At 71.9% G+C, this 20,252-nt stretch carries 20 protein-coding genes; 16 read left to right on the forward strand and 4 right to left on the reverse strand.

Features of this window, described 5'->3' with window-relative positions; genetic code table 11:
• The first annotated feature begins 27 nt into the window (after positions 1-27).
• The 9 genes from metK (at position 28) to AMYNI_RS0134590 (ending at position 9,710) form a co-directional block, all read left to right on the forward strand.
• Entirely contained in the window at positions 28-1,230 is a 1,203-nt protein-coding gene (gene metK / locus AMYNI_RS0134550; protein ID WP_020672683.1) for a methionine adenosyltransferase, read from the forward strand.
• Positions 1,231-1,302: 72 nt separating this feature from the next.
• Positions 1,303-1,707 carry a DUF5313 family protein gene (locus AMYNI_RS0134555; RefSeq protein WP_020672684.1) on the forward strand — a complete coding sequence of 135 codons (405 nt, stop codon included), beginning with the start codon at positions 1,303-1,305 and terminating at the stop codon, positions 1,705-1,707.
• 56 nt (positions 1,708-1,763) lie between these two features.
• Positions 1,764-3,875 (forward strand): primosomal protein N', encoded by a 2,112-nt coding sequence (locus tag AMYNI_RS0134560; RefSeq protein WP_020672685.1) that lies wholly within the window; start codon positions 1,764-1,766, stop codon positions 3,873-3,875.
• A 121-nt stretch (positions 3,876-3,996) separates the two neighbouring features.
• On the forward strand, positions 3,997-5,778 hold the full coding sequence (gene ggt, locus AMYNI_RS0134565; protein ID WP_020672686.1) for a gamma-glutamyltransferase: 1,782 nt from the start codon (positions 3,997-3,999) through the stop codon (positions 5,776-5,778).
• Complete coding sequence (locus AMYNI_RS0134570; protein WP_169515791.1) at positions 5,766-6,131, forward strand: arginase family protein; 366 nt, start codon at positions 5,766-5,768, stop codon at positions 6,129-6,131. Before ggt ends, AMYNI_RS0134570 begins: the two co-directional genes overlap by 13 nt.
• A gap of 113 nt (positions 6,132-6,244) precedes the next feature.
• The gene (locus tag AMYNI_RS46050) at positions 6,245-6,760 is read left to right on the forward strand and encodes an arginase family protein (RefSeq protein ID WP_157357567.1); all 516 of its coding nucleotides are present in this window, start codon (positions 6,245-6,247) and stop codon (positions 6,758-6,760) included.
• A gap of 96 nt (positions 6,761-6,856) precedes the next feature.
• Positions 6,857-7,783, forward strand: coding sequence for a methionyl-tRNA formyltransferase (fmt, locus tag AMYNI_RS0134580; protein WP_020672687.1), 927 nt, complete (start codon positions 6,857-6,859; stop codon positions 7,781-7,783).
• Positions 7,780-9,204, forward strand: a complete 1,425-nt coding sequence (locus AMYNI_RS0134585) for an RsmB/NOP family class I SAM-dependent RNA methyltransferase (protein WP_020672688.1) — start codon at positions 7,780-7,782, stop codon at positions 9,202-9,204. Before fmt ends, AMYNI_RS0134585 begins: the two co-directional genes overlap by 4 nt.
• Positions 9,204-9,710 (forward strand): flavoprotein, encoded by a 507-nt coding sequence (locus AMYNI_RS0134590; protein ID WP_020672689.1) that lies wholly within the window; start codon positions 9,204-9,206, stop codon positions 9,708-9,710. The genes AMYNI_RS0134585 and AMYNI_RS0134590 overlap by 1 nt, the downstream gene beginning before the upstream one ends.
• A gap of 100 nt (positions 9,711-9,810) precedes the next feature.
• Here the strand turns inward: AMYNI_RS0134590 and AMYNI_RS0134595 are convergent, their stop codons facing one another.
• Positions 9,811-10,020, reverse strand: a complete 210-nt coding sequence (locus AMYNI_RS0134595; protein WP_020672690.1) for a DUF397 domain-containing protein — start codon at positions 10,018-10,020, stop codon at positions 9,811-9,813.
• A gap of 8 nt (positions 10,021-10,028) precedes the next feature.
• Positions 10,029-10,904 (reverse strand): helix-turn-helix domain-containing protein, encoded by an 876-nt coding sequence (locus AMYNI_RS0134600; protein ID WP_245574079.1) that lies wholly within the window; start codon positions 10,902-10,904, stop codon positions 10,029-10,031.
• Between the two features lie 90 nt (positions 10,905-10,994).
• On the opposite strand from AMYNI_RS0134600, the gene rpe reads away from it, so the two are divergent.
• From rpe to AMYNI_RS0134635, 7 genes are all read left to right on the forward strand, one after another.
• Positions 10,995-11,684: a ribulose-phosphate 3-epimerase gene (rpe, locus tag AMYNI_RS0134605; protein WP_020672692.1), complete on the forward strand. Its 690-nt coding sequence runs from the start codon at positions 10,995-10,997 to the stop codon at positions 11,682-11,684.
• 125 nt (positions 11,685-11,809) lie between these two features.
• Complete coding sequence (locus AMYNI_RS0134610; RefSeq protein ID WP_020672693.1) at positions 11,810-12,442, forward strand: riboflavin synthase; 633 nt, start codon at positions 11,810-11,812, stop codon at positions 12,440-12,442.
• 5 nt (positions 12,443-12,447) lie between these two features.
• Entirely contained in the window at positions 12,448-13,746 is a 1,299-nt protein-coding gene (locus AMYNI_RS0134615) for a bifunctional 3,4-dihydroxy-2-butanone-4-phosphate synthase/GTP cyclohydrolase II (protein ID WP_051116608.1), read from the forward strand.
• Positions 13,747-13,974: 228 nt separating this feature from the next.
• On the forward strand, positions 13,975-14,481 hold the full coding sequence (gene ribH / locus AMYNI_RS0134620) for a 6,7-dimethyl-8-ribityllumazine synthase (RefSeq protein WP_020672695.1): 507 nt from the start codon (positions 13,975-13,977) through the stop codon (positions 14,479-14,481).
• Between the two features lie 5 nt (positions 14,482-14,486).
• Positions 14,487-14,933 (forward strand): PH domain-containing protein, encoded by a 447-nt coding sequence (locus AMYNI_RS0134625; RefSeq protein WP_040407634.1) that lies wholly within the window; start codon positions 14,487-14,489, stop codon positions 14,931-14,933.
• Between the two features lie 13 nt (positions 14,934-14,946).
• Entirely contained in the window at positions 14,947-15,879 is a 933-nt protein-coding gene (locus AMYNI_RS46055) for a nitrilase-related carbon-nitrogen hydrolase (protein ID WP_020672697.1), read from the forward strand.
• Positions 15,880-16,080: 201 nt separating this feature from the next.
• Positions 16,081-17,025 (forward strand): phosphotransferase family protein, encoded by a 945-nt coding sequence (locus AMYNI_RS0134635; protein WP_040407636.1) that lies wholly within the window; start codon positions 16,081-16,083, stop codon positions 17,023-17,025.
• Here AMYNI_RS0134635 and AMYNI_RS0134640 read toward each other — a convergent pair.
• Entirely contained in the window at positions 17,022-17,801 is a 780-nt protein-coding gene (locus AMYNI_RS0134640; RefSeq protein WP_020672699.1) for an exodeoxyribonuclease III, read from the reverse strand. The two genes, AMYNI_RS0134635 and AMYNI_RS0134640, sit on opposite strands and share 4 nt — an antisense overlap.
• A gap of 42 nt (positions 17,802-17,843) precedes the next feature.
• The gene (locus AMYNI_RS0134645) at positions 17,844-20,093 is read right to left on the reverse strand and encodes a WD40/YVTN/BNR-like repeat-containing protein (protein ID WP_020672700.1); all 2,250 of its coding nucleotides are present in this window, start codon (positions 20,091-20,093) and stop codon (positions 17,844-17,846) included.
• Positions 20,094-20,252: the final 159 nt, after the last annotated feature.

A 20,252-nucleotide genomic window follows, 5' to 3' on the forward strand; every position in this document is an offset into this window, starting at 1 on the left:
GTCGACCAGAGGGATGTGAGGAGCGTCGTGACCGCGTCGAACCGCAGGCTGTTCACCTCGGAATCAGTCACCGAAGGCCACCCGGACAAAATCTGTGACGCCATCAGTGACTCGGTCCTGGACGCATTGCTGTCGAAGGACCCGCGAAGCCGGGTCGCGGTGGAGACGTTGATCACCACCGGCCAGGTGCACGTGGCCGGTGAGGTGACGACCGAGGCTTACGCCGACATCCCCACCATCGTGCGCGACGTGATCCTGAAGATCGGCTACGACTCGTCCGCGAAGGGGTTCGACGGCAACTCCTGCGGCGTGAACGTGGCGATCGGCTCGCAGTCGCCGGACATCGCGCAGGGCGTGGACACCGCGTACGAGTCGCGGCTGGAGAACGCGCTGGACGAGATCGACCGTCAGGGCGCCGGTGACCAGGGCCTGATGTTCGGCTACGCCTGTTCCGACACCCCCGAGCTGATGCCGCTGCCGATCGCGCTGGCGCACCGGCTGTCCCAGCGGCTGACCAGGGTGCGCAACGACGGCGTGCTGCCGTACCTGCGCCCGGACGGCAAGACCCAGGTGACCATCGAGTACGCCGGTGACCAGCCGGTTCGCCTGGACACCGTGGTGGTCTCCACCCAGCACGCGGACGGCATCGACCTGGACAAGATGCTCGGTGTCGACGTGAAGGAGCACGTGGTCGCGCCGGAGCTCGCCGCGCTCGACCTGGACGCGGCCGACGTGCGGCTGCTGGTCAACCCGACCGGCAGGTTCGTCATCGGCGGCCCGATGGGTGACGCCGGCCTGACCGGCCGCAAGATCATCGTGGACACCTACGGCGGGATGGCGCGGCACGGTGGCGGCGCCTTCTCCGGCAAGGACCCGTCGAAGGTGGACCGGTCCGCGGCGTACGCGATGCGCTGGGTGGCGAAGAACGTGGTCGCCGCCGGGCTCGCCACGCGGGTCGAGGCGCAGGTCGCGTACGCGATCGGCAAGGCTTCGCCGGTCGGCCTGTTCGTGGAGACCTTCGGCACCGAGACGGTGGATCCGACCAAGATCCAGGCGGCCATCTCCGAGGTGTTCGACCTCCGCCCGGCCGCGATCATCCGCGACCTGGACCTGCTCCGCCCGATCTACGGCCCCACCTCGGCATACGGTCACTTCGGCCGTCCCGAGCTGAACCTGCCCTGGGAGAACACCGAGCGCGCCGAAGCGCTCCGGTCCGCGGCCGGCGCGTAACGTCCGGCTTGGCTCGCACGACGGCCTGCTCACCGGGCGGAGGCTGGACGCGCCGCCGGTGAGGAGGTCGTCGTGGTGGACAAGGGCAGCTTGAAGCGGCCGAACCCGGCGCAGTGGCTTTGGTACGCGCTGGGCGGCGGGTTGCCGGCGGACCGCCGCGAGTGGGTGCTGCACGATGTCACCGCGAAGACCTGGGTGCTGCGGCACGTCGCGCGCAGCCTGGTGCTGATCGCGCCGCTCTCGCTGGTCTGGCTGCTGCTGCCGGGATCGCTCGCGCTCCGGCTCGCACTGGTGCTGATGGCCCTGCTGGTCGGCATGTTCTACTCGCTGTCCTACATCGAGCAGAGCGGTGAGCACCGGCTGGTCAAGGCGGGTTATCCGCAGGGCACCGGCAAGCGGACGCGGACCGAGGCCAAGGACGACGCCGGTGCGCGTGCCCGCTACCTGGCCATCTACCGGCCGGACGACCCGGCCTGACCGGCGATGCAAACGCGCGCCGGACCCGATCGTGGCCGTCTGGTAGAGATCTCGGTGTGAGCCGCCAGGAGACGACGCCGCTGTGGGACCTGCCCGAGGTCCCGCCGGCCAAGGCGGCCCCGGCGCGCGGCAAACCGGCCAAGGGCGCGAAGCCGGGACGGGCCAAGTCGGCGGACGGCAAGGGCCGGCAGCAGCCCGCGGCGAGCAGCCCGGTGGCGCGGGTGGTGGTGGACGTCCCGCTGGCGCATCTCGACCGGACCTTCGACTACCAGGTGCCGGAAAAGTTGGACGAGGCCGCGGTGCAGGGCTGCCGGGTGCGGGTCCGGTTCGCCGGCCAGCTGGTGGACGGGTTCCTGGTCGAACGCGGGGACACCACCGAGCACCAGGGCCGGCTCTCGTTCCTGGAGCGGGTCACCTCCAGCGAACCGGTGCTCACCCCGGAGCTGGCGTCCTTCGCCAGGTCGGTGGCCGAGCGCTACGGCGGCTCGATGATCGACATCCTGCGGCTCGCCATCCCGCCCAGGCACGCCAAGGCGGAGGGCGAGCCACCCCGCGAGCCGGCGGCGCCACCACCGTCGCCCGAAGTCACCGGCTGGACCAGGTACCAGCGCGGTGGCGCCTTCGTCGACGCGCTGGGCGCGGGACGCCCGGCCAACGCGGTCTGGCAGGCGCTGCCCGGTGAGGACTGGCCGGCGCGGCTGGCCGAGGCGGCCGCGACGGTGGTCGCCGCCGGCCGCGGCGCCTTGCTGGTGGTGCCGGACCTGCGGGACCTGAACCGGCTGCACGCCGCCTGCGCGGCGCTGGCCGGGGAGGACGCGGTGGTTTCGCTGTACGCCGACCTCGGCCCGGCGGAGCGGTACCGGCGCTGGCTCGCGGTCTCGCGCGGCGCGGTCCGGCTGGTGCTCGGCACCAGGGCCGCGATGTTCGCCCCGGTCGCCGACCCTGGGCTGTTCGTGGTCTGGGACGACGGGGACGACCTGCACGTGGACCCGCACATGCCGTATCCGCAGGTGCGGGACGTGCTGATGCTGCGCGCGCACACCGGGCAGGCGTCGCTGCTGGTCGCCGGGTTCGCGCGGACCGCGGAGGCGCAGCTGCTGGTGGAGTCCGGCTGGGCGCATCCGGTGCTCGCCGCCCGCGAGGAGCTGCGCGCGGCGGCGCCACGGGTCACCCCGGTCGGTGAGGACTTCGATGTGGCGCGGGACGAGGCGGCCAAGGCCGCCCGGTTGCCGTCGGTCGCGTTCGAGGCAGCCAGGGAGGCCCTTGCCAAGGGCGCGCCGGTGCTGGTGCAGGTACCTCGCCGCGGTTACGTGCCGGCGTTGGCCTGCGGGCAGTGCCGCACCCCGGCGCACTGCCGTCGCTGCGCGGGTCCGCTGACGTTGCCGGGCGGTAGGGCCGAGGGCGGGCCGAGGCCGCCGGCGTGCGGCTGGTGCGGGGTGCCGGACGCGAACTTCCGCTGCGCGGCCTGCGGGTCGGCCCGGCTCCGGGCGATCGTCGTCGGCGCGAAGCGGACCGCGGAAGAGCTGGGCCGGGCGTTTCCCGGGGTGCCCGTGCGCACCTCGGGCGCGGCGGAGGTGCTGGCCTCGGTGCCGGCGAAACCGGCGCTGGTGGTGTGCACCCCCGGCGCCGAACCGGTGGCCGCGGACGGGTACGGCGCCGCGCTGCTGCTGGACGGCTGGGCGCTGCTCGGCCGCCAGGACCTGCGGGCCGCGGAGGAGACGGTGCGCCGCTGGATGGCCGCCGCAGCGCTGGTCCGGCCCGCATCGGCCGGCGGCAGGGTGGTGGTCGGCGCGGAGGCCGGGATGGCCCCGGTGCAGGCGCTGGTGCGCTGGGACCCGGTCTGGCACGCGGGCAACGAGCTCGGCGAGCGCCGGGAGCTCGGCTTCCCGCCCGCGGTGCGGATGGCCAGTGTGGAAGGCGTACCGGACGCCGTCGCCGGGCTGCTGGACGAGCTGGTGCTGCCGGACTCGGCGGAGGTGCTCGGCCCGGTGCCCCTCGGCGACGTCGACGAGGACGGCCGCGCCGAGCGGGAACGCGCGCTGATCAGGGTGCCCCGCAGCGACGGCAGGGCGCTGGCGGCCGCGCTGGCCGCCGGGCAGGCGGGCCGGGTGGCGCGGAAGGAAGCCGATCCGGCGAGGATCCAGCTGGACCCGCTCGCCCTTTTCTGACCGGGCCGCCCGCCGAAAGGTACTCGCCCCGCCCGTCGGCGCGTGCCAAACTCCTCCGATGGGGACATTGCCAGTAAAGCCCGCACAGCACAGAAATCGCTTCCCGCGCAGGGTCGCGGCGATGGCGTTTTCGGTCGCCGTCGTGTTGCCCGTCGCGCTGCCGGGCAGCGCCGCTGCGGCCACCGAGCGGCCGAAGGCTCCGGTCGCGACCGGCTACCTCGGCGCGGTGTCCAGCATCGACGCGGACGCCAGCGAGATCGGCACGAAGGTGCTGCGCGACGGCGGCAACGCGGTGGACGCGGCGGTGGCCACGGCCGCCGCACTGGGTGTCACCGATCCGTTCTCCGCTGGTGTCGGTGGTGGCGGTTTCGTGGTGTTCTACGAGGCCCGCACCGGCAAGGTGCACACCCTGGACGGCAGGGAGACCGCGCCGTCCACCGCGGACGAGAACCTGTTCGTGGAGAACGGGAAGGCCATCCCGTTCGAGGAAGCGGTGACCAGCGGGCTGTCCATCGGCGCCCCCGGCACCCCGGCCACCTGGCGCGACGCCGTGCGCAAGTGGGGCAGCAGGCCGTTGCCGAAGCTCCTGGAGCCGGCCGCGGAGCTGGCCAGCGGCGGGTTCACCGTGGACAAGACCTTCCACGACCAGATCGCCAACAACGCGAAGCGGTTCAGCGCCTTCCCCTCGACCAGGTCGCTGTACCTGCCGGATGGCGCCCCGCCCGAGGTGGGCAGCAGGTTCGCCAACCCCGACCTGGCCGCCACTTACCGCCTGCTCGCCGCGCAGGGAGTGGACGCGCTCTACCGCGGCGACCTCGGCGCCGAGGTCGCCGCCACCGTGCAACAGCCGCCGGTGGACCCGGCGGCCGGGCTCAAGGTCCGGTCGGGCGAGCTGAGCACCGAGGACCTGGCAGCCTACCGCGTCGAGCAGCGGGCGCCGACGCGCTCCGGGTACCGCGGCCTGGACGTGTACGGCATGCCGGCGCCGTCCTCGGGTGGTATCGCGATCGCCGAAGCGCTCAACATCCTGGAGCACACCGACGTCGCGAAGCTGGACAAAACGGCTTACCTGCACCATTTCCTGGAGTCCACCAGGCTCGCCTTCGCCGACCGCAACCGCTGGGTCGGCGACCCAGCTTTCGTGGACGTGCCGTCCAAGGAGCTGCTCAGCCAGCGGTTCGCGGACAGCCGCGCCTGCCTGCTGGATCCGGCGCTGGCGCAGCAGAGTCCGGTGCCGCCGGGCGACCCGCGCGACCCGGTGCCGTGCGCGACCGGGCAGGCCCCCGCGCCGACCCCGTACGAGGGCGAGCACACCACGCACCTGACCACCGCCGACCGCTGGGGCAACGTGGTCGCCTACACGCTCACCATCGAGCAGGAGGGCGGCAGCGGGATCGTGGTGCCCGGCCGCGGTTTCCTGCTCAACAACGAGCTGACCGACTTCTCCTTCACCCCGGTCACCCCCGGTGTGCCGGACCCGAACCTGCCCGGCCCCGGCAAGCGGCCGCGGTCGTCGATGACGCCGACCATCGTGCTGGAGCACGGCAAGCCGCTGCTCGCGCTCGGCTCGCCGGGTGGCGCGTCGATCATCACCACCGTGCTGCAGGTGCTGCTCGGCCGGCTGGAACGCGGGATGTCGCTGGTGGACGCGATCGCGGCGCCGCGGGCGTCCCAGCGCAACTCCGACAACGCGCAGGTCGAGCAGGCGTTCCTGGACCAGCCCGAGACGGCGGAACTGCGGGCCAAGGGTCAGGAGTTCGCCGCCGCGCCCAGCGAGATCGGTGCCGTGACCGGGGTGGAAAGGCTCCGCGACGGACGCTGGCTCGCCGCCGCCGAACCGGTCCGCCGGGGCGGCGGTTCGGCGCGGGTGGTGCTGCCGTGGGAGTGGCCGTGGGACAGGTAACCCTGCTCGCGGTGCCCTATGACTCCGGCCATCGCGCGGTCCGGATGGGCGCGGGACCGGAGCACCTGCTCGAGCACGGCATCGAGGCGCGGTTCGGGCCGGACGTGCGGACCGAGGTACTGGCACTGGGCCCGGAGTTCCCCGGGGAGATCAGGGCCGCGGTGTCGTTGCAGCGGCAACTGGCAGGGCGGGTGCGGTCCGCGGCGGGGGACGGGCGGGTGCCGGTGGTGCTGTCCGGCAACTGCAACGCCTCGGTCGGCGTCTGCGCCGGGCTTACCGGCGGCACCGACGATCTCGGTGTGGTGTGGCTGGACGCGCACGGGGACTTCAACACCCCCGAATACTGTGTCTAATTCAGAAGTCGGGTTATTCATGTAGCGCCCGCATCCCACCAGTGCGCGTCACCCGTAGTCAGCGGCCACGAGCCACCCTTCGCAAGCTCAGCGCGGCCCCCGTCCACTGACTTATGAATAACCCTCCCAGCGAAAGTGGCTTCTTCGACGGGATGGCGCTGGCCATGCTCACCGGCGACTGCTGGCGCCCGCTGGCCGGCACCGTGCCGGGGTTCCGCCCGGTGCCGCAGAACCAGGTGGTGCTGGCCGGGGCCAGGGACTTCGACGAGGCCGAGCGGGCCAGAGTGGAGAACAGCGCGCTGCTGGTGCTGCCGCCAGAGCGGGTGCATGGCGAGGGCATGGCTGGCGCGCTGGCCGAGCTGCCGTCCGCGGTGCGCCGGATCTACCTGCACATCGACCTGGACGTGCACGACCGGGCGTCGGTCGGCGCCGCCAACGACTACGCGGCCGACGGCGGCCCCGGCGCGGAGGCGGTGCGATCCGCGGTGGGCGCGGTGTCGGCCGCCTACCCGATCGCCGCGGTGACCCTGTCCGCCTACGACCCGGCGACTGACCGGGACCACGGTGTCCGTGCCGCCGCGCTCGAACTCGCCGGGCAGTTGGGCGCCGCCGCCGGTGGCCGTGGGTGACCGGCGGTCCACCGGCGGGCGCAGCCTAGACTGACCGGCGATGTTCGATCTTCCGGAAGTTGAGTCCTGCCCGGCCCGTCCCGGCGAGGTGCGCTGATGCGGCTGGTGTTCGCGGGCACCCCGGAACCGGCGGTGCCCGCGTTGCGCGCACTGCTGGAGTCCGGGCGGCACGAGGTGGTCGCGGTGGTGACCCGGCCGGACGCGCCGGCGGGGCGGGGCAGGCGGGTGGTCCGCTCGCCGGTCGGCGAGCTGGCCGACGCCAACGGGATCGAGGTGCTCTCGCCGGCCAAGGCCGGTGATCCCGCCTTCCTGGCCAGGCTGGCCGAGCTCGCCCCGGACGCTTGCCCGGTGGTGGCCTATGGCGCGCTGCTGCCGCAGTCCGCGCTGGACGTGCCGGCACACGGCTGGGTCAACCTGCACTTCTCGCTGCTGCCCGCCTGGCGCGGTGCCGCGCCGGTGCAGGCCGCGGTGCGGGCGGGGGACGAGATCACCGGGGCGAGCACCTTCCGGATCGTGCGCGAGCTGGACGCCGGCCCGGTCTACGGCGTGGTCACCGAGACGATCGGCGCGACCGACACCGCGGGCGCGCTGCTGGACCGGCTGGCCGTCTCCGGTGCGAGCCTGCTGGTGTCCACAATGGATGGAATCGCGGACGGCACGTTGCGCGCGGTGCCGCAGCCCGATGACGGCGTCAGCTACGCGCCGAAGGTGAGCGTCGAGGACGCACGGGTGTCCTTCGGGCTGCCCGCGGCCGCGGTGGACCGGCTGGTGCGCGCGGTCACCCCGGAGCCGGGGGCGTGGGCGGAGTTCCGCGGCGAGCGGTTCAAGCTCGGCCCGGTGACGCCGGTCGAGGACGAGGCTCTGCCGCCTGGGGAGCTGCTGGTGCAGCGCAAGCGGGTGCTCGTCGGCACCGCGACCGGGCCGGTGGCGCTCGGCGAAGTGCAGGCGCAGGGGAAGAAGCGGATGGCGGCCACCGACTGGGCGCGCGGGACACGGATCGAGCAAGGGGAGCGCCTCCAGTGAGCAACGAGCGGGAACGCAGGCCGTCCAGGCCGCAGCACGGGCGGCCGGCGCCGCGCAAGGAGGGCCCGCGCCGCCCACCGCCGGAGGACCCGGCCCGCCGGGCGGCGCTGGACGTGCTGCACGCCATCCGGGAACGGGACGCCTACGCCAACCTGGCGCTGCCCGAGCTGCTGCGCGGCCGCCGGATCACCGGCCGGGACGCGGCGCTGGCCACCGAGCTGACCTACGGCACGTCCAGGGCGCAGGGCCTGCTGGACGCGATCATCGGTGCCTGCCTCGATCGCCCGCTGTCCAAAGTGGATGGACTCGTGCTGGACGGGTTGCGGCTCGGCGCGTACCAGCTGCTGCGCACCAGGATTCCGCAGCACGCCGCCGTTACGTCCACTGTGGACCTCGTGCGCGTTGACGTCGGCTCGCACATCGCCGGTTTCGTCAACGCCGTGCTGCGTTCGGTGTCCGAAAAGGACGAAGAGGCGTGGCTGGACGAGCTGGCGCCGGACCCCGCGACCGATCCGATCGGCAACTTCGCGTTGCGCAGCGCGCATCCGCGCTGGGTGGCCCGGTCCTTCGCGGAAGCGTTGGGGGACAAGGGACCGGAGCTGGAAGCGGCGCTGCGGGCCGACGACGCCCGGCCCGAGGTGCACCTGGTCGCCAGGCCGGGGGAGATCTCCGCCGACGAGCTGGCCGCGATCACTGGCGGCGAAGTCGCGCCCTATTCGCCCTACGGCGTGCACCTGCCCTCGGGCACCGGCGACCTGACCGACAGCGAGCCGATCAAGGAGCGGCTGGCCGCGGTGCAGGACGAGGGCAGTCAGCTCTGCGCGATCGCGGCCACCGAGGCGCCGATCGAGGGCACCGACGAGCGCTGGCTGGACCTGTGCGCCGGCCCCGGTGGCAAGGCCGCCCTGCTCGGCGCGCTGGCCGCGATGAGCGGCGCGACCGTGGACGCGGTGGAGAAGGCGCCGCACCGGGCCCGGCTGGTGGAGAAGGCGACCGCGGGGCTGCCGGTCACCGTGCACGTGGCGGACGGGCGCGAGAGCGGCCTCGACGGCGGCTACGACCGGGTGCTGGTCGACGCGCCGTGCAGCGGGCTCGGTGCGCTGCGCCGCCGCCCGGAGGCGCGCTGGCGTCGGCAGCCCGCGGACGTGGCCGACCTGACCAAACTGCAGAGCCAGCTGCTCGTCGCTGCTTTCGAGCTGGTGCGTCCCGGCGGGGTGCTGACCTATGTGGTCTGCTCGCCGCACCTGGCCGAGACCGAGGGCGTGCTCAGCGAGGCGGCGCGCCGGGCCGGGGCGGACACCCTGGACGCGCGCGAGTTCTTCCCCGGGGTGCCGCAGCTCGGCGACGGGCCGTACGTGCAGCTGTGGCCGCACCGGCACGGCACCGACGCGATGTTCTGCGCCGTGCTGAGGCGCCGGTAGTGGCCAGGGTGCTCGGGCTGGTCGCGGGCTCGTGCGGCGGCCTGGACACCCGGTTCGTCACCGAGCTGGCCGAACCCGCGGTGGCGCTGGGCTGGCGCCCGGCGATCACGCTGACCCCGACCGCCGCCCGCTGGCTGGAGTCCACCGGGCAGCTCGGCAAGCTGCGCGCGCTGTCCGACCTCGCGGTGCGCAGCGAGTCGCGGCTGCCGGGCGAGCCGCGGCCGCATCCGGACCCGGACGTTTTCGTGTTCGCCCCGGCTTCGGCGAACTCGGTGGCGAAACTGGCCCTCGGCATCGCCGACAACCAGGCGCTGACCGTGCTCGGCGACGTGCTCGGCGACCCGCGCGTGACCATCGTGCTCGGCTACCAGGTGCAGGACTCCCGGCTCCGGCACCCGGCCTGGCAGGGCCACCTGGACACCCTCGCCTCGGCCGGAGTGCAGCCGCACCGCCTGATCTACGGCCGCCCCTGGACCGAGGTGCTGGACCTGCTCCCGACCTCGTGAGTGAAAACCGTTGCCCCGACAACACTTTTCACTCACGACGTCTGACCTGCGGAATCGCGGGCATGATGGGCCTGTGCGGCGATCTCGCGGCGGGGCTGACCTAGCGCATGCCCGCGACGAACCGCGCCCAGGCCGGCGCGGGCAGGACGAGTGCGCCCGAGCCGGGTGCCTTCGAGTCCCGAACGGCGACGGCCGGCCCGGCGAAGGCGACCTCGACGCATCCATCGTCACTGGCGCTGCCGCTGTAGCTGCTCTTTCGCCATATCGCGGCGGAAAGGTCCACAAAGGACTTCGCGGCGGACACGGGCATCGCCCCTCTCAAGAACTGCCGAATCGCTCCTCGGCCAGTCGCAGGATCAGTGCCGCCGAATCACTCGGTGGGAGCGCCTGCGAACGCAGCCGATTGAAGGTCAGCTTAGCCGTGTGCAGCTGCTCGGGATTCTCCACGTGCAGCGATCCCGCGACATGTGAGATGTAGAGCAGGTCGGCTTCCTCCTCGTCGGGGAAAGTCAGCACGATGAAGCCCCCGGTCATCGAGTCGTGCGCGCCGGAGCGCAACGGCAGTACCTGCAGGGTCACCGTGGGCAGCTCGGCGGCCTCGACGAGATGGCGCAACTGGCTCCGCATCACTTCCCGACTACCGACCTCGCGGTGCAGGGCGGCCTCGTCCACGATCGCGGTCAGTCGCAGGGAATGCTCGCGGTCGGTGAGCCGTTGCTGCCGGATCATTCGCACGGTGACATCGTTGTGCAGCCGTTCCTCGGTTTTCCGTGGACCCACGCTCAGGATTGCTCGTGCGTAGTCTTCGGTTTGCAGTAGTCCCGGGGTGTTGAGGCCGCCGAACTCCAGTACGGCCGCCGCTTCGGTCTCCGCGCCGACATATCCCTGCCCGTCCGGGCCGAACTGCCGCCACCAGCCCTGTTTGGCCGCGTCGCGGGCCAGTGCGAGCAGTTCGGGGTCGAAGTGGTCGTAGAGATCCATCATGGACTTGATCAGGTGCACGTCGGCCCTGGTCTCGCCCTTTTCGATGCGGTGCAGGCTGCTTCGGGTCTTCTCCAGCCGTGGCGCCGCCTCGTCCAGGCTCAGCCCGGACCGTTCACGGAGCTGCTGCAGGCGGCGTCCCAGCCGGCGCCTGCGGAAGGAAGGGCTGATCCGCCCGGACATCGTACTGGCCTCCCCACTCAGAGTGATCACGCCATGATCGCACTGGGATGGCCGGAGGTGGGATTCTCGCACTTTGAAGGGGGTCCGGACGCGGCGAAGCGGCGTCTTAGACTCCTTACCGTGACTGAACGACCCCTTATCGCACCGAGCATCCTGTCCGCCGACTTCGCCCGCCTCGGCGAAGAGATCCGTGCCGTCTCCGGCGAAGGGGACGCCCGTGCGGACTGGGTGCACGTGGACGTGATGGACGCCCACTTCGTGCCGAACCTGACGCTCGGCCTGCCCGTGGTGCAGTCGCTGCTCAAGGCCACCGAGCTCCCGCTGGACTGCCACCTGATGATCGAGGACCCGGACCGCTGGGCCATCGGCTACGCGGAGGCCGGCGCGTACAACGTCACGGTGCACGCGGAGGCGGCCGGGGACCCGATCAAGATCGCGAAGGACCTGCACGCGGCGGGCGCCAAGGCCGGCCTGTCGGTCAAGCCGGGCACCGCGCTGGAGGACTACCTCGAGGTGCTCAAGCACTACGACACCCTGCTGGTGATGTCCGTGGAACCGGGGTTCGGCGGGCAGTCCTTCATCGCGGAGGTGCTGGAGAAGGCCCGTACCGCGCGCCGCCTGGTGGACACCGGGCACCTCCGGCTGGTGGTCGAGATCGACGGCGGGATCAACGCGGACACCATCGAGCAGGCCGCCGAGGCCGGAGTCGACTGTTTCGTGGCGGGCTCGGCGGTCTACGGTGCGGGGGACCCGGGTGCCGCGGTGGCCGCGCTGCGCGCCCAGGCCGCGCGGGCCGGCACGGCAGGCTGAGTAGGCACTGAGCAGGCAGGCCCCGCCGGGGCCTTCCTCAATGGAGTGTCGGCCGTCACCGCGGGGCGCCGACCGGTGCCCTGTTGGTTCACTATGGGCTCAGCGCACGAAACAGGAGGCAGGCAGTGTTCACCGGCATTGTCGAGGAACTTGGCGAGGTCATCGGCGTCGAGCAGGTCCCGAACGCGGCGAGACTCACCGTGCGCGGCCCGCTGGTCACCACCGATGCCGGGCACGGCGACTCGATCGCGGTCAGCGGGGTCTGCCTCACCGTGGTGGACGTGGCCGGCAGCGACTTCACGGTGGACGTGGTGCACGAGACGCTGCAGCGGTCCAGCCTGGCCAAGGTGCACGTCGGCGACGCGGTGAACCTGGAGCGCGCGACCGCGCTCGGTGACCGGCTCGGCGGGCACATCATGCAGGGCCATGTGGACGGCACCGGGGTCTACCTCTCCCGCGACGCGGCCGGGCTGACCAAGTTCGCGCTGCCCGCCGGCCTGACCCGCTACGTGGTGGAGAAGGGCTCGATCGCGGTGGACGGGGTGTCGCTCACGGTGGCCGCGATCGGCCACGACGAGTTCACCATCGCGCTGATCCCCACCACGCTCGAGCTGACCACCCTCGGCCGGCGTGAGCCGGGGGATCTCGTCAACCTGGAAGTTGACGTGCTGGCCAAGTACGTGGAGAAACTTGCATCTCCGCATCTTTCGCCCCGTGCGGGGGACAATGATGGTCTGGGTGCGGAGGAGGAAGCGTGAGCGAGATGACGCCTTGTAGCGCGGGAGCGCCGGTGGATGTCGCGGAGATCGACCGGGCCATCGCGGATATCGCGGCCGGGCGGCCGGTCGTCGTGGTGGACGACGAGGACCGCGAGAACGAGGGCGACCTGATCTTCGCGGCGGAGAAGGCCACCCCCGAACTGCTGGCCTTCATGGTTCGTTACACGTCCGGGTACGTCTGCGTCTCCCTGACCGAGCAGGACTGCCAGCGGCTGAACCTGCCGCCGATGTACCACACCAACCAGGACCTGCGCGGCACCGCGTACACGGTGACGGTGGACGCGGCCGAGGGCATCACCACCGGCATCTCCGCCGCGGACCGGGCGCACACCATCCGGCTGCTGGCCGACCCGAAGTCCGACGCCTCCGACCTGCGCCGCCCCGGTCACGTGGTGCCGCTGCGCGCCAAGGACGGCGGCGTGCTGCGCCGGCCGGGGCACACCGAGGCCGCGGTGGACCTGGCCAGGCTGGCCGGGCTCGCGCCGGTGGGCGTGCTCTGCGAGATCGTGTCGCAGAAGGACGAGGGCGACATGGCCCGCCGGGACGAGCTGGAGGTGTTCGCCGCCGACCACGACCTGCGCGTGATCACCATCGCCGACCTGATCGCCTACCGCCGCCGCAACGAGAAGCAGGTCGAGCGGGTGGCGGAGGCCAGAATCCCGCTGGCCGCCGGCACCTTCCGCGCGGTGGGCTACGACAGCCTGCTGGACGGGATCGAGCACGTCGCGTTCGTCTACGGCGACATCGGCGACGGCGAGGACATCCTGGTCAGGGTGCACTCCGAGTGCCTCACCGGTGACGTTTTCGGTTCGCTGCGCTGCGACTGCGGTCCGCAGCTCGAAGCCGCGCTGCAGGCGGTGGCCACCGAGGGCCGCGGGGTGGTGCTCTACATCCGCGGGCACGAGGGCCGCGGCATCGGCCTGCTGCACAAGCTGCAGGCCTACCAGCTTCAGGACGACGGCGCGGACACGGTGGACGCCAACCTCGCGCTCGGCGTGCCCGCGGACGCCAGGGACTACGGCACCGGCGCGCAGATCCTGTGCGACCTCGGCGTCCGCTCGATGCGGCTGCTCAGCAACAACCCGGCCAAGCGGGTCGGCCTCGAGGGCTACGGCCTGCGGGTCACCGGACGGGTGGCGCTGCCCATCTCGCCGAACCCGGAGAACCTGCGCTACCTGCGCACCAAGCGGGACCGGATGGGGCACGACCTGTCCCAGCTCGAACACTTCGACCAGGTCGGTGCCGAGGTGGGCGAGGTCCGCAACGGCGGCGGCACGCTGTGAGCCCGGTCTTCACCGCGGAAACCGCACCGGATCCGGGCGAAGTATCCTTCACCGCATGAGTAGTCCTGTGTCAAGCCGCGGCACCCAGGATGACCATAGCGCGCGCACTGGCCGGCAGGCCCCGCTATCGGGGCGGCAGGGCGCCCGGCTTGCCATCGTTGTGGCACAGCGGGAGTTGCGCCCTGTCGACGCGATCGCGGATGCGCGGGGTCTCGCGGAGGAGTTGGCATGAGCGGCGAAGGGCGACCGGAGGTCGAGCTCGACCTGAGCGAGTGCGAGAACCTGCGGCTGGCCGTGGTGGCCACCAGGTGGCACCCGAAGATCACCGACAGCCTGCTGGCCAGGTCGTTGGCGGCGGCGAGCGCGGCCAAGCTAGCCGAGGAGCCGACCGTGGTCCGGGTGGCCGGTGCGATCGAGCTGCCGGTGGTGGTGCAGGCGCTGGCCCGCAACCACGACGCCGTGGTCGCGCTCGGTGTGGTCATCCGCGGCGGCACTCCGCATTTCGAGTACGTCTGCGACGCGGTGACCGCCGGGCTGACCAGGGTGGCGCTGGACGAGAGCACCCCGATCGGCAACGGGGTGCTCACCTGCGACACCGAGCAGCAGGCACTGGACAGGGCCGGGCTGCCCGAGTCCAAAGAGGACAAGGGCCAGGAGGCCACCATCGCGGCACTGGACACCGCGCACGTGCTGCGCGGGCTGCGCCAGCCGTGGACCGAGCGGGGATTCGTGTGAAGACGATGAACGAGACCGAGACGGTGGTGGTCCGGCCGCGCCGGATCCGGTGGATGGCGGTTCCGAGCGCGCTGCTGCTGGTGGTCGTGTTCGTGGTGGTCGCCGTGCTGCTGCGCAGCAGCGACACCGGGGTGATCTTCCAGGTGTCGGACCAGATCGCCATGATCGGGGTCGGGGTGCTGCTCGCGGCGGGCGCACTGCTGTTCACCACCCCGCGGGTGCTCGCCGACGCCGACGGCATCGAGGTGCGGAACCTGCTGGTGAGCAAGAAGTTCACCTGGCGCGAGGTGCTTTCGGTGAGCTTCCCGGACGGGGCCTCGTTCGCCAGGCTGGAACTTCCGGACGACGAGTACTACTCGGTGATGGCGGTACAGGCCGTGGACCGGGAGCGGGCGGTCGAGGCCGTCCGTGCGTTGCGCCGCCTGCACAAGCAGGCGTGGTCGGCGGACTGAACCGGAGGCTGGCATGACCGCGGGAACCGTTCGAGCCGTGGTCGTGCAGGCCGCGCCGGTCGCCTTCGACCTGGCGCGGACTCTGGACAAGGTGGACGCGCTGGCCGCGGAAGCCGCTGCCGAGCCGGTCGACCTGATCGTCTTCCCGGAGGCGTTCGTCAGCTGCTATCCGCGCGGCAGCAATTTCGGCGCGGTGATCGGCAGCCGGACCGCCGAGGGGCGCGCCTGGTACCGGCGCTACTGGGAGTCCAGTGTGGACGTTCCGGGACCGGTGACCGAGCGGCTCGGCGCCGCCGCCGCCCGGTGCCGCGCCCATCTGGTGATCGGCGTGATCGAGCGCGACCTCGGCACGCTGTACTGCACCGCGCTGACCTTTTCGCCGGACGGCGCCCTGCTCGGCAAGCACCGCAAGCTGATGCCCACCGCCGCCGAGCGGCTGGTCTGGGGCTTCGGCGACGGGTCCACCATGCCGGTGCACGACACCCCGATCGGCAGGCTGGGCACGGTGATCTGCTGGGAGAACTACATGCCGCTGATGCGGATGCACATGTACGCCCAGGGCGTGCAGCTGTACTGCGCGCCGACCGCGGACCCGCGGGAGACCTGGGTGGCCAGCATGCGGCACGTCGCCGCCGAGGGACGCTGTTTCGTGTTGTCCGCCAACCAGTTCGCCCGCCGCGGCGACTACCCGGCCGACTACCCGGTGGCCGGAGATCCCGGCGACGTGCTCTCGGTGGGCAACTCGGTGATCGTCTCCCCGCTCGGTGACGTGCTCGCCGGACCGGCCACCGAGGGGGAGACCCTGCTGCGCGCGGAACTGGATCTCGGCGCCATCGCCGAGGGCAAGTACGACTTCGACGTGGCCGGGCACTACTCGCGGCCGGACATCTTCACCCTCGAGGTGGACACCCGGGCCAAGCCGCCGGTCCGCCGGATCGAGGACTAGCTAGGGCACGTCTCCTAAATGCGTGACGCCCTAGCCGAGACCACGCCGACCGCGAGGACACCGGCGCTGTGTTCGCGAGCGCGCGTTCGGGGCGGCCTCGCGACGATCCGTCCTACGGTCCCCCGGCGATGGATGGACCGGCCAGTTCGGCCGTAAGATGCTGTGCATGTGCTGCGCTCCCGCCGTTGCGGCCGCGAGCCGATGAACCAGGGTACCCATCCCGAAGAGCTGCCGGCCGAGGTCCTGGACGACGTGGCCAGCGTGGTCGGGGCAGAGGTCACTCTTCTCGGTCGCCTACCCGGAGGCGTCAATGGGGGTGCCATGCGCGTCCAGTTGGCCGGAAGGGCGAAGGCGGTTCTCAAAGCAGTGCCCCGGGCACACCCCAACCACGTGGACGAGACGTTGCGGGCCCAGAGAGTGGTCGAGCACATGCGTAGGTGCGGCTATCCCACCCCGGCTTGGCTCGGAGTGGGGGCCACAGCCACTCAGGTATGGCATCTGATGGACTTCGTTGACGCGGCTCCCGCGCCAGAGCTGACCCCGTTCCTCGTTGAGCAGCTGATGGAGATCATCGAACTCCAGGCTGGCCAAGCCTCCGAGCCCTACGACCACTGGTCGTACGCCTGGCGGGTCGCCACCGGTCAGGAATCGGCTGTCGCCGGGCTGGATTTCAACGAGACGCCGGAGCAGTCGCTTCTCCGCCAGTCCGTGGCCGGGCTCTCGGGGTTTTCCTCCGTGGTGTCGGCCTTGGTTGAGCGCCTGCGGCTGGTGTGTGCGGACGTCCCACCACCGCGAGAGGCACCTGACATGGTCCATGCCGATCTCTCAACTCCCAGCAATGTCCTGGTGCGTGACGGAGCGGTGGTGGCGGTCGTGGATATCGGGAACGCAGGTAGCGGCACGCGGGCGATCGATCTCACCACCCTCGTGTGGTACACCTTCCAGGATCCGCTGCTGGACGATGTCCGAAGGCGGCTGTGGACGAGAGTCCTTGGCCTGGTCGGCTGGCAGGGGGCGGCGGTGCTTGCGGCGTCACAGATCCTCCACATGCTCGAGATCCCCATCCGCCACGGGCGCCACGATGTCGTTCCAGGGGTGGTCGAGCGCGGCCATCGCGCCCTCGACGAACTGAACGCGCTTCGCTAGCTGCTGAGGTCCACCACCACCGGTGCGTGGTCGGAGCCGCCTTTGCCCTTGCGCTCCTCGCGGTCCACGTAGGCGTCGGTGACCGAGGCGGCGAACTTCGCGTCCGCGTAGCACAGGTCGATCCGCATGCCGTTGTTCTTCGGGAAGGCCAGCGCGCGGTAGTCCCAGTAGGTGTAGGGGTGGTCGTACTTCAGCGGCCGCGGCACCACGTCGGTGAGCCCGGCCTTGCGCAGCACGGCCAGCGCCTCGCGCTCCGCCCCGGTGACGTGCGTGGACTCGGCGAACAGGCTGATGTCCCAGACGTCCTCGTCGGCGGGCGCGATGTTGAAGTCGCCGAGCACGGCGAACGGCGTGGCACCGCCGGCCTCCGCCAGCACCGTCGTGTGCAGGGCCGCCAGCCAGCGCAGCTTGTAGGCGTAGTGCGGGTGGGCCGGCTCGCGGCCGTTCGGCACGTACACCGACCAGACGCGCACCCCGCCGCAGGTGGCGCCGATCGCGCGGGGCTCGGTGGCGTCCTCGTAGCGGGGCTCGTCGACCAGCCCGCGGGTGACGTCCTCGATGCCGACCCTGGACAGCACGGCCACCCCGTTCCAGCGGCCGAGCCCGTACGCGGCGGTCTCATAGCCGAGCGCGCTGATCTCCTCGTACGGGAAGGCTTCGGTGGTGCATTTGAGCTCCTGCAGGCAGAGCACGTCCGGGGCGGCCGACTCCAGCCAGGCGGTCAGCCGGGGGAGCCGGGCACCGACGGAGTTCACGTTCCAGGTGGCGATGCGCATGAGCCCGAGAATGGCACACCCCACCGACAGTTCCCACGAGGGCTAGGGCGTGCGGAGTTCGTACAGCCCGCGGCCGAAGGTGGCGGCGACCAGACGGCGGGCGCCCCGGTCGTACTCGAGGTCGTCCACCGGCACCATCGGCAGGCCGCGGCCGAGCCGCAGCCAGTGGCCGCCCGCCCAGCCGTGGCCGGTGAACACACCCTGGTCCGTGGCCACGTACAGCAGCCCGCCGGGACCGGTAACCACGTCGTTCACCGGCGCGTCCGGCAGGTTCCCGGAAAGATCGGTCCAGCGCTGCCCGGCGTCGCGGGTGGTGAGCACGTGCGCCTGCCGCGAGCCGGAGCGGTAGCCGGACAGCGTGACGTACGCGGTGCCCGCGTCCCGTTCGGATACCGCGATCCTGGTGACCCACGGCTGCCCGTCCAGCACCTTCGTCCAGGAGCCGCCGAGGTCGCGGGTGAGCCAGACCCGGCCGTCGTCGGTGCCAACCCAGATCGTGCGCGGGTCCGATGGCGCCGCACTGACCGTGGTGATCGTGCCGTACGGATAGGCGTCCTGGCCGGGGCCGCCGGTGAGGTCGGGGCTGATCGGCGTCCAGCTGACCCCGCCGTCGGTCGAGCGGTTGAGCACGTTTCCGCCGTAGTAAAGGGTTTTCGGGTCGGTCGGGTCGAACTGCACCGGGGTGAACCAGTTGCGCCGGTCGGCGGTGGTCTGCGGGGTGAAGAAGGTCAGGTTGTCGCCGCCGTCGGTGGAGCGGAAGCAGTTTCCGTACTGGTAGCAGGCGAAGACGTTGTCCCGGTCCTCCGGGTTGATCAGGTTCTCCTCGCCGTCACCGCCGAGGTACTCGTTGAACCGCTGGCCGTTCCAGGAACGCAGCGAGCCGTTGTCCTGGGTTCCACCGGAGATCCGCGAGGGGTCCTGCGGAGTGATCGCCGCGCTGTAGAACTGGGTGTAGGGCTCGTGTTCGGCTTTCACCCAGCCGCCGTCGCCGCCGGCGTCCGAGCGGTAAACGCCGCCGTCGTTGCCCAGGTACACCCGCGACGGATGGCGCGGGTCCCAGATCATCGCGTGGTGGTCGACGTGGGTGCTGACGGCGTCCGCGGTCCAGGTCCGGCCGCCGTCCTTGGAGGTGACCAGCGGTACCCCGGCCACGTGCAGGTGCCGGGAGTCACCGGGATCCACCCACACCTTGCCGAACCACCAGCCGTAGCTGGCCTGCGAGTCCTTCAGCTCCGGCGGTTCGGGCAGCCGGGTCCAGCTGTTCCCGGCATCGGGGGAGGTGTAGAAGCCGGCGAACGGGCCTTCGGTGTGGTTGACGATCGCGTACAGCCTGCCCGGTTCGGTCGCGGAAACGCCGATCCCGATCCGTCCCACCTCGGCCCCGGCTGCCGGCAGCCCGTCGGCCAGCCGCTGCCAGCTGGCGCCGCCGTCGAGCGAGCGGAACACCCCGGAACCCACCCCGCCGTAGGTGCGCTTGGCGGGGGTGCGCCGGTGGTCCCAGAGCACCGCGTACATCCGCCGCGGATCCGCGGGATCGGCCTGCACGTCGACCGCGCCGGTGAACTCGTTGGCCACGTCCAGGGAGCGGCGCCAGGAACGGCCGCCGTCGGTGCTTTGGTAGACCCCGCGGTCGCCGCCGGGGGAGTACAGCGAGCCGGTGGCCGCCACGGTGATCCGCCGCGGGTCGGCCGGGTCGACCAGGATCGCGCCGATCGCACCGGAGTCGCGCAGGCCGGCGTACTGCCAGCTCCGGCCGCGGTCGGTGGAGCGGTACAGCCCGGTGCCCTCGTAGGTGACGCTCCCGCCGCCGGGGTTCGCTTCGCCGGTGCCGACGTAGAGCGTGCCGTCCGGGGCCGCGGCCACCGCGCCCATCGCCTGGGTCATATCGTCCGGCCAGGCGGGGGCGAAGGTGCGGCCCGCGTCGGTGGACCGCCACAGCCCGCCGCTGGCCGCGGCCGCGTAGAGCGTGTCGGGCAGCTGCGGGTCCAGCGCCAGGCCGACGATCCGGCCGCCGATGTTGGCCGGGCCGGACGGGGTCCAGCGGCCGCCGATGGCGGGCAGCGTCCTGGCCTGGTCGGCGGCCTGCGCGTAGGCGTGCCTCGGCAGTGTCTGACCGGGCATGGTCTTCTGCAGGAAGCGGTGCTCGGCAGGCGCCGAGGGGCCGCGCACCGGGCGGTACTCCCCGGGCTGGCCGGTGCCGGGTGGATCGGCCAGCGCCGGCGCGCCCGGTGCCACCAGCACCGCCGAGAGGGTCAGGACGAATACCGCGAACCATCGGCGACGCGCACGCATGGGGACTCCCGGTGGGCCGACGACCGAGGCGCCGTCAGTGCCGTCGCGCACGCTATTGCCCCCGGCCCCCTTCCGGTACCCGCCTTTCGGCGTCAATCCGGCTCGCCCCACATGTCGTGAAGGGCCCCTTGCCTACGTTCAAGGTAGGCAAGGGGCCCT

The organism is Amycolatopsis nigrescens CSC17Ta-90 (assembly GCF_000384315.1).
Classification (GTDB): domain Bacteria; phylum Actinomycetota; class Actinomycetes; order Mycobacteriales; family Pseudonocardiaceae; genus Amycolatopsis; species Amycolatopsis nigrescens.

Excerpts from the sequence above, each read along its gene's own strand:
- ggt (WP_020672686.1), top strand. The coding sequence starts at position 3,997 with ATGGCGTTTTCGGTCGCCGTCGTGTTGCCCGTCGCGCTGCCGGGCAGC.
- AMYNI_RS46050 (WP_157357567.1), top strand. The coding sequence starts at position 6,245 with ATGAATAACCCTCCCAGCGAAAGTGGCTTCTTCGACGGGATGGCGCTG.
- fmt (WP_020672687.1), top strand. The coding sequence starts at position 6,857 with ATGCGGCTGGTGTTCGCGGGCACCCCGGAACCGGCGGTGCCCGCGTTG.
- AMYNI_RS0134595 (WP_020672690.1), bottom strand. The coding sequence starts at position 10,020 with ATGCCCGTGTCCGCCGCGAAGTCCTTTGTGGACCTTTCCGCCGCGATA.
- AMYNI_RS0134615 (WP_051116608.1), top strand. The coding sequence starts at position 12,448 with ATGACGCCTTGTAGCGCGGGAGCGCCGGTGGATGTCGCGGAGATCGAC.
- ribH (WP_020672695.1), top strand. The coding sequence starts at position 13,975 with ATGAGCGGCGAAGGGCGACCGGAGGTCGAGCTCGACCTGAGCGAGTGC.
- AMYNI_RS0134625 (WP_040407634.1), top strand. The coding sequence starts at position 14,487 with ATGAACGAGACCGAGACGGTGGTGGTCCGGCCGCGCCGGATCCGGTGG.
- AMYNI_RS46055 (WP_020672697.1), top strand. The coding sequence starts at position 14,947 with ATGACCGCGGGAACCGTTCGAGCCGTGGTCGTGCAGGCCGCGCCGGTC.
- AMYNI_RS0134635 (WP_040407636.1), top strand. The coding sequence starts at position 16,081 with ATGAACCAGGGTACCCATCCCGAAGAGCTGCCGGCCGAGGTCCTGGAC.
- AMYNI_RS0134640 (WP_020672699.1), bottom strand. The coding sequence starts at position 17,801 with ATGCGCATCGCCACCTGGAACGTGAACTCCGTCGGTGCCCGGCTCCCC.
- AMYNI_RS0134645 (WP_020672700.1), bottom strand. The coding sequence starts at position 20,093 with ATGCGTGCGCGTCGCCGATGGTTCGCGGTATTCGTCCTGACCCTCTCG.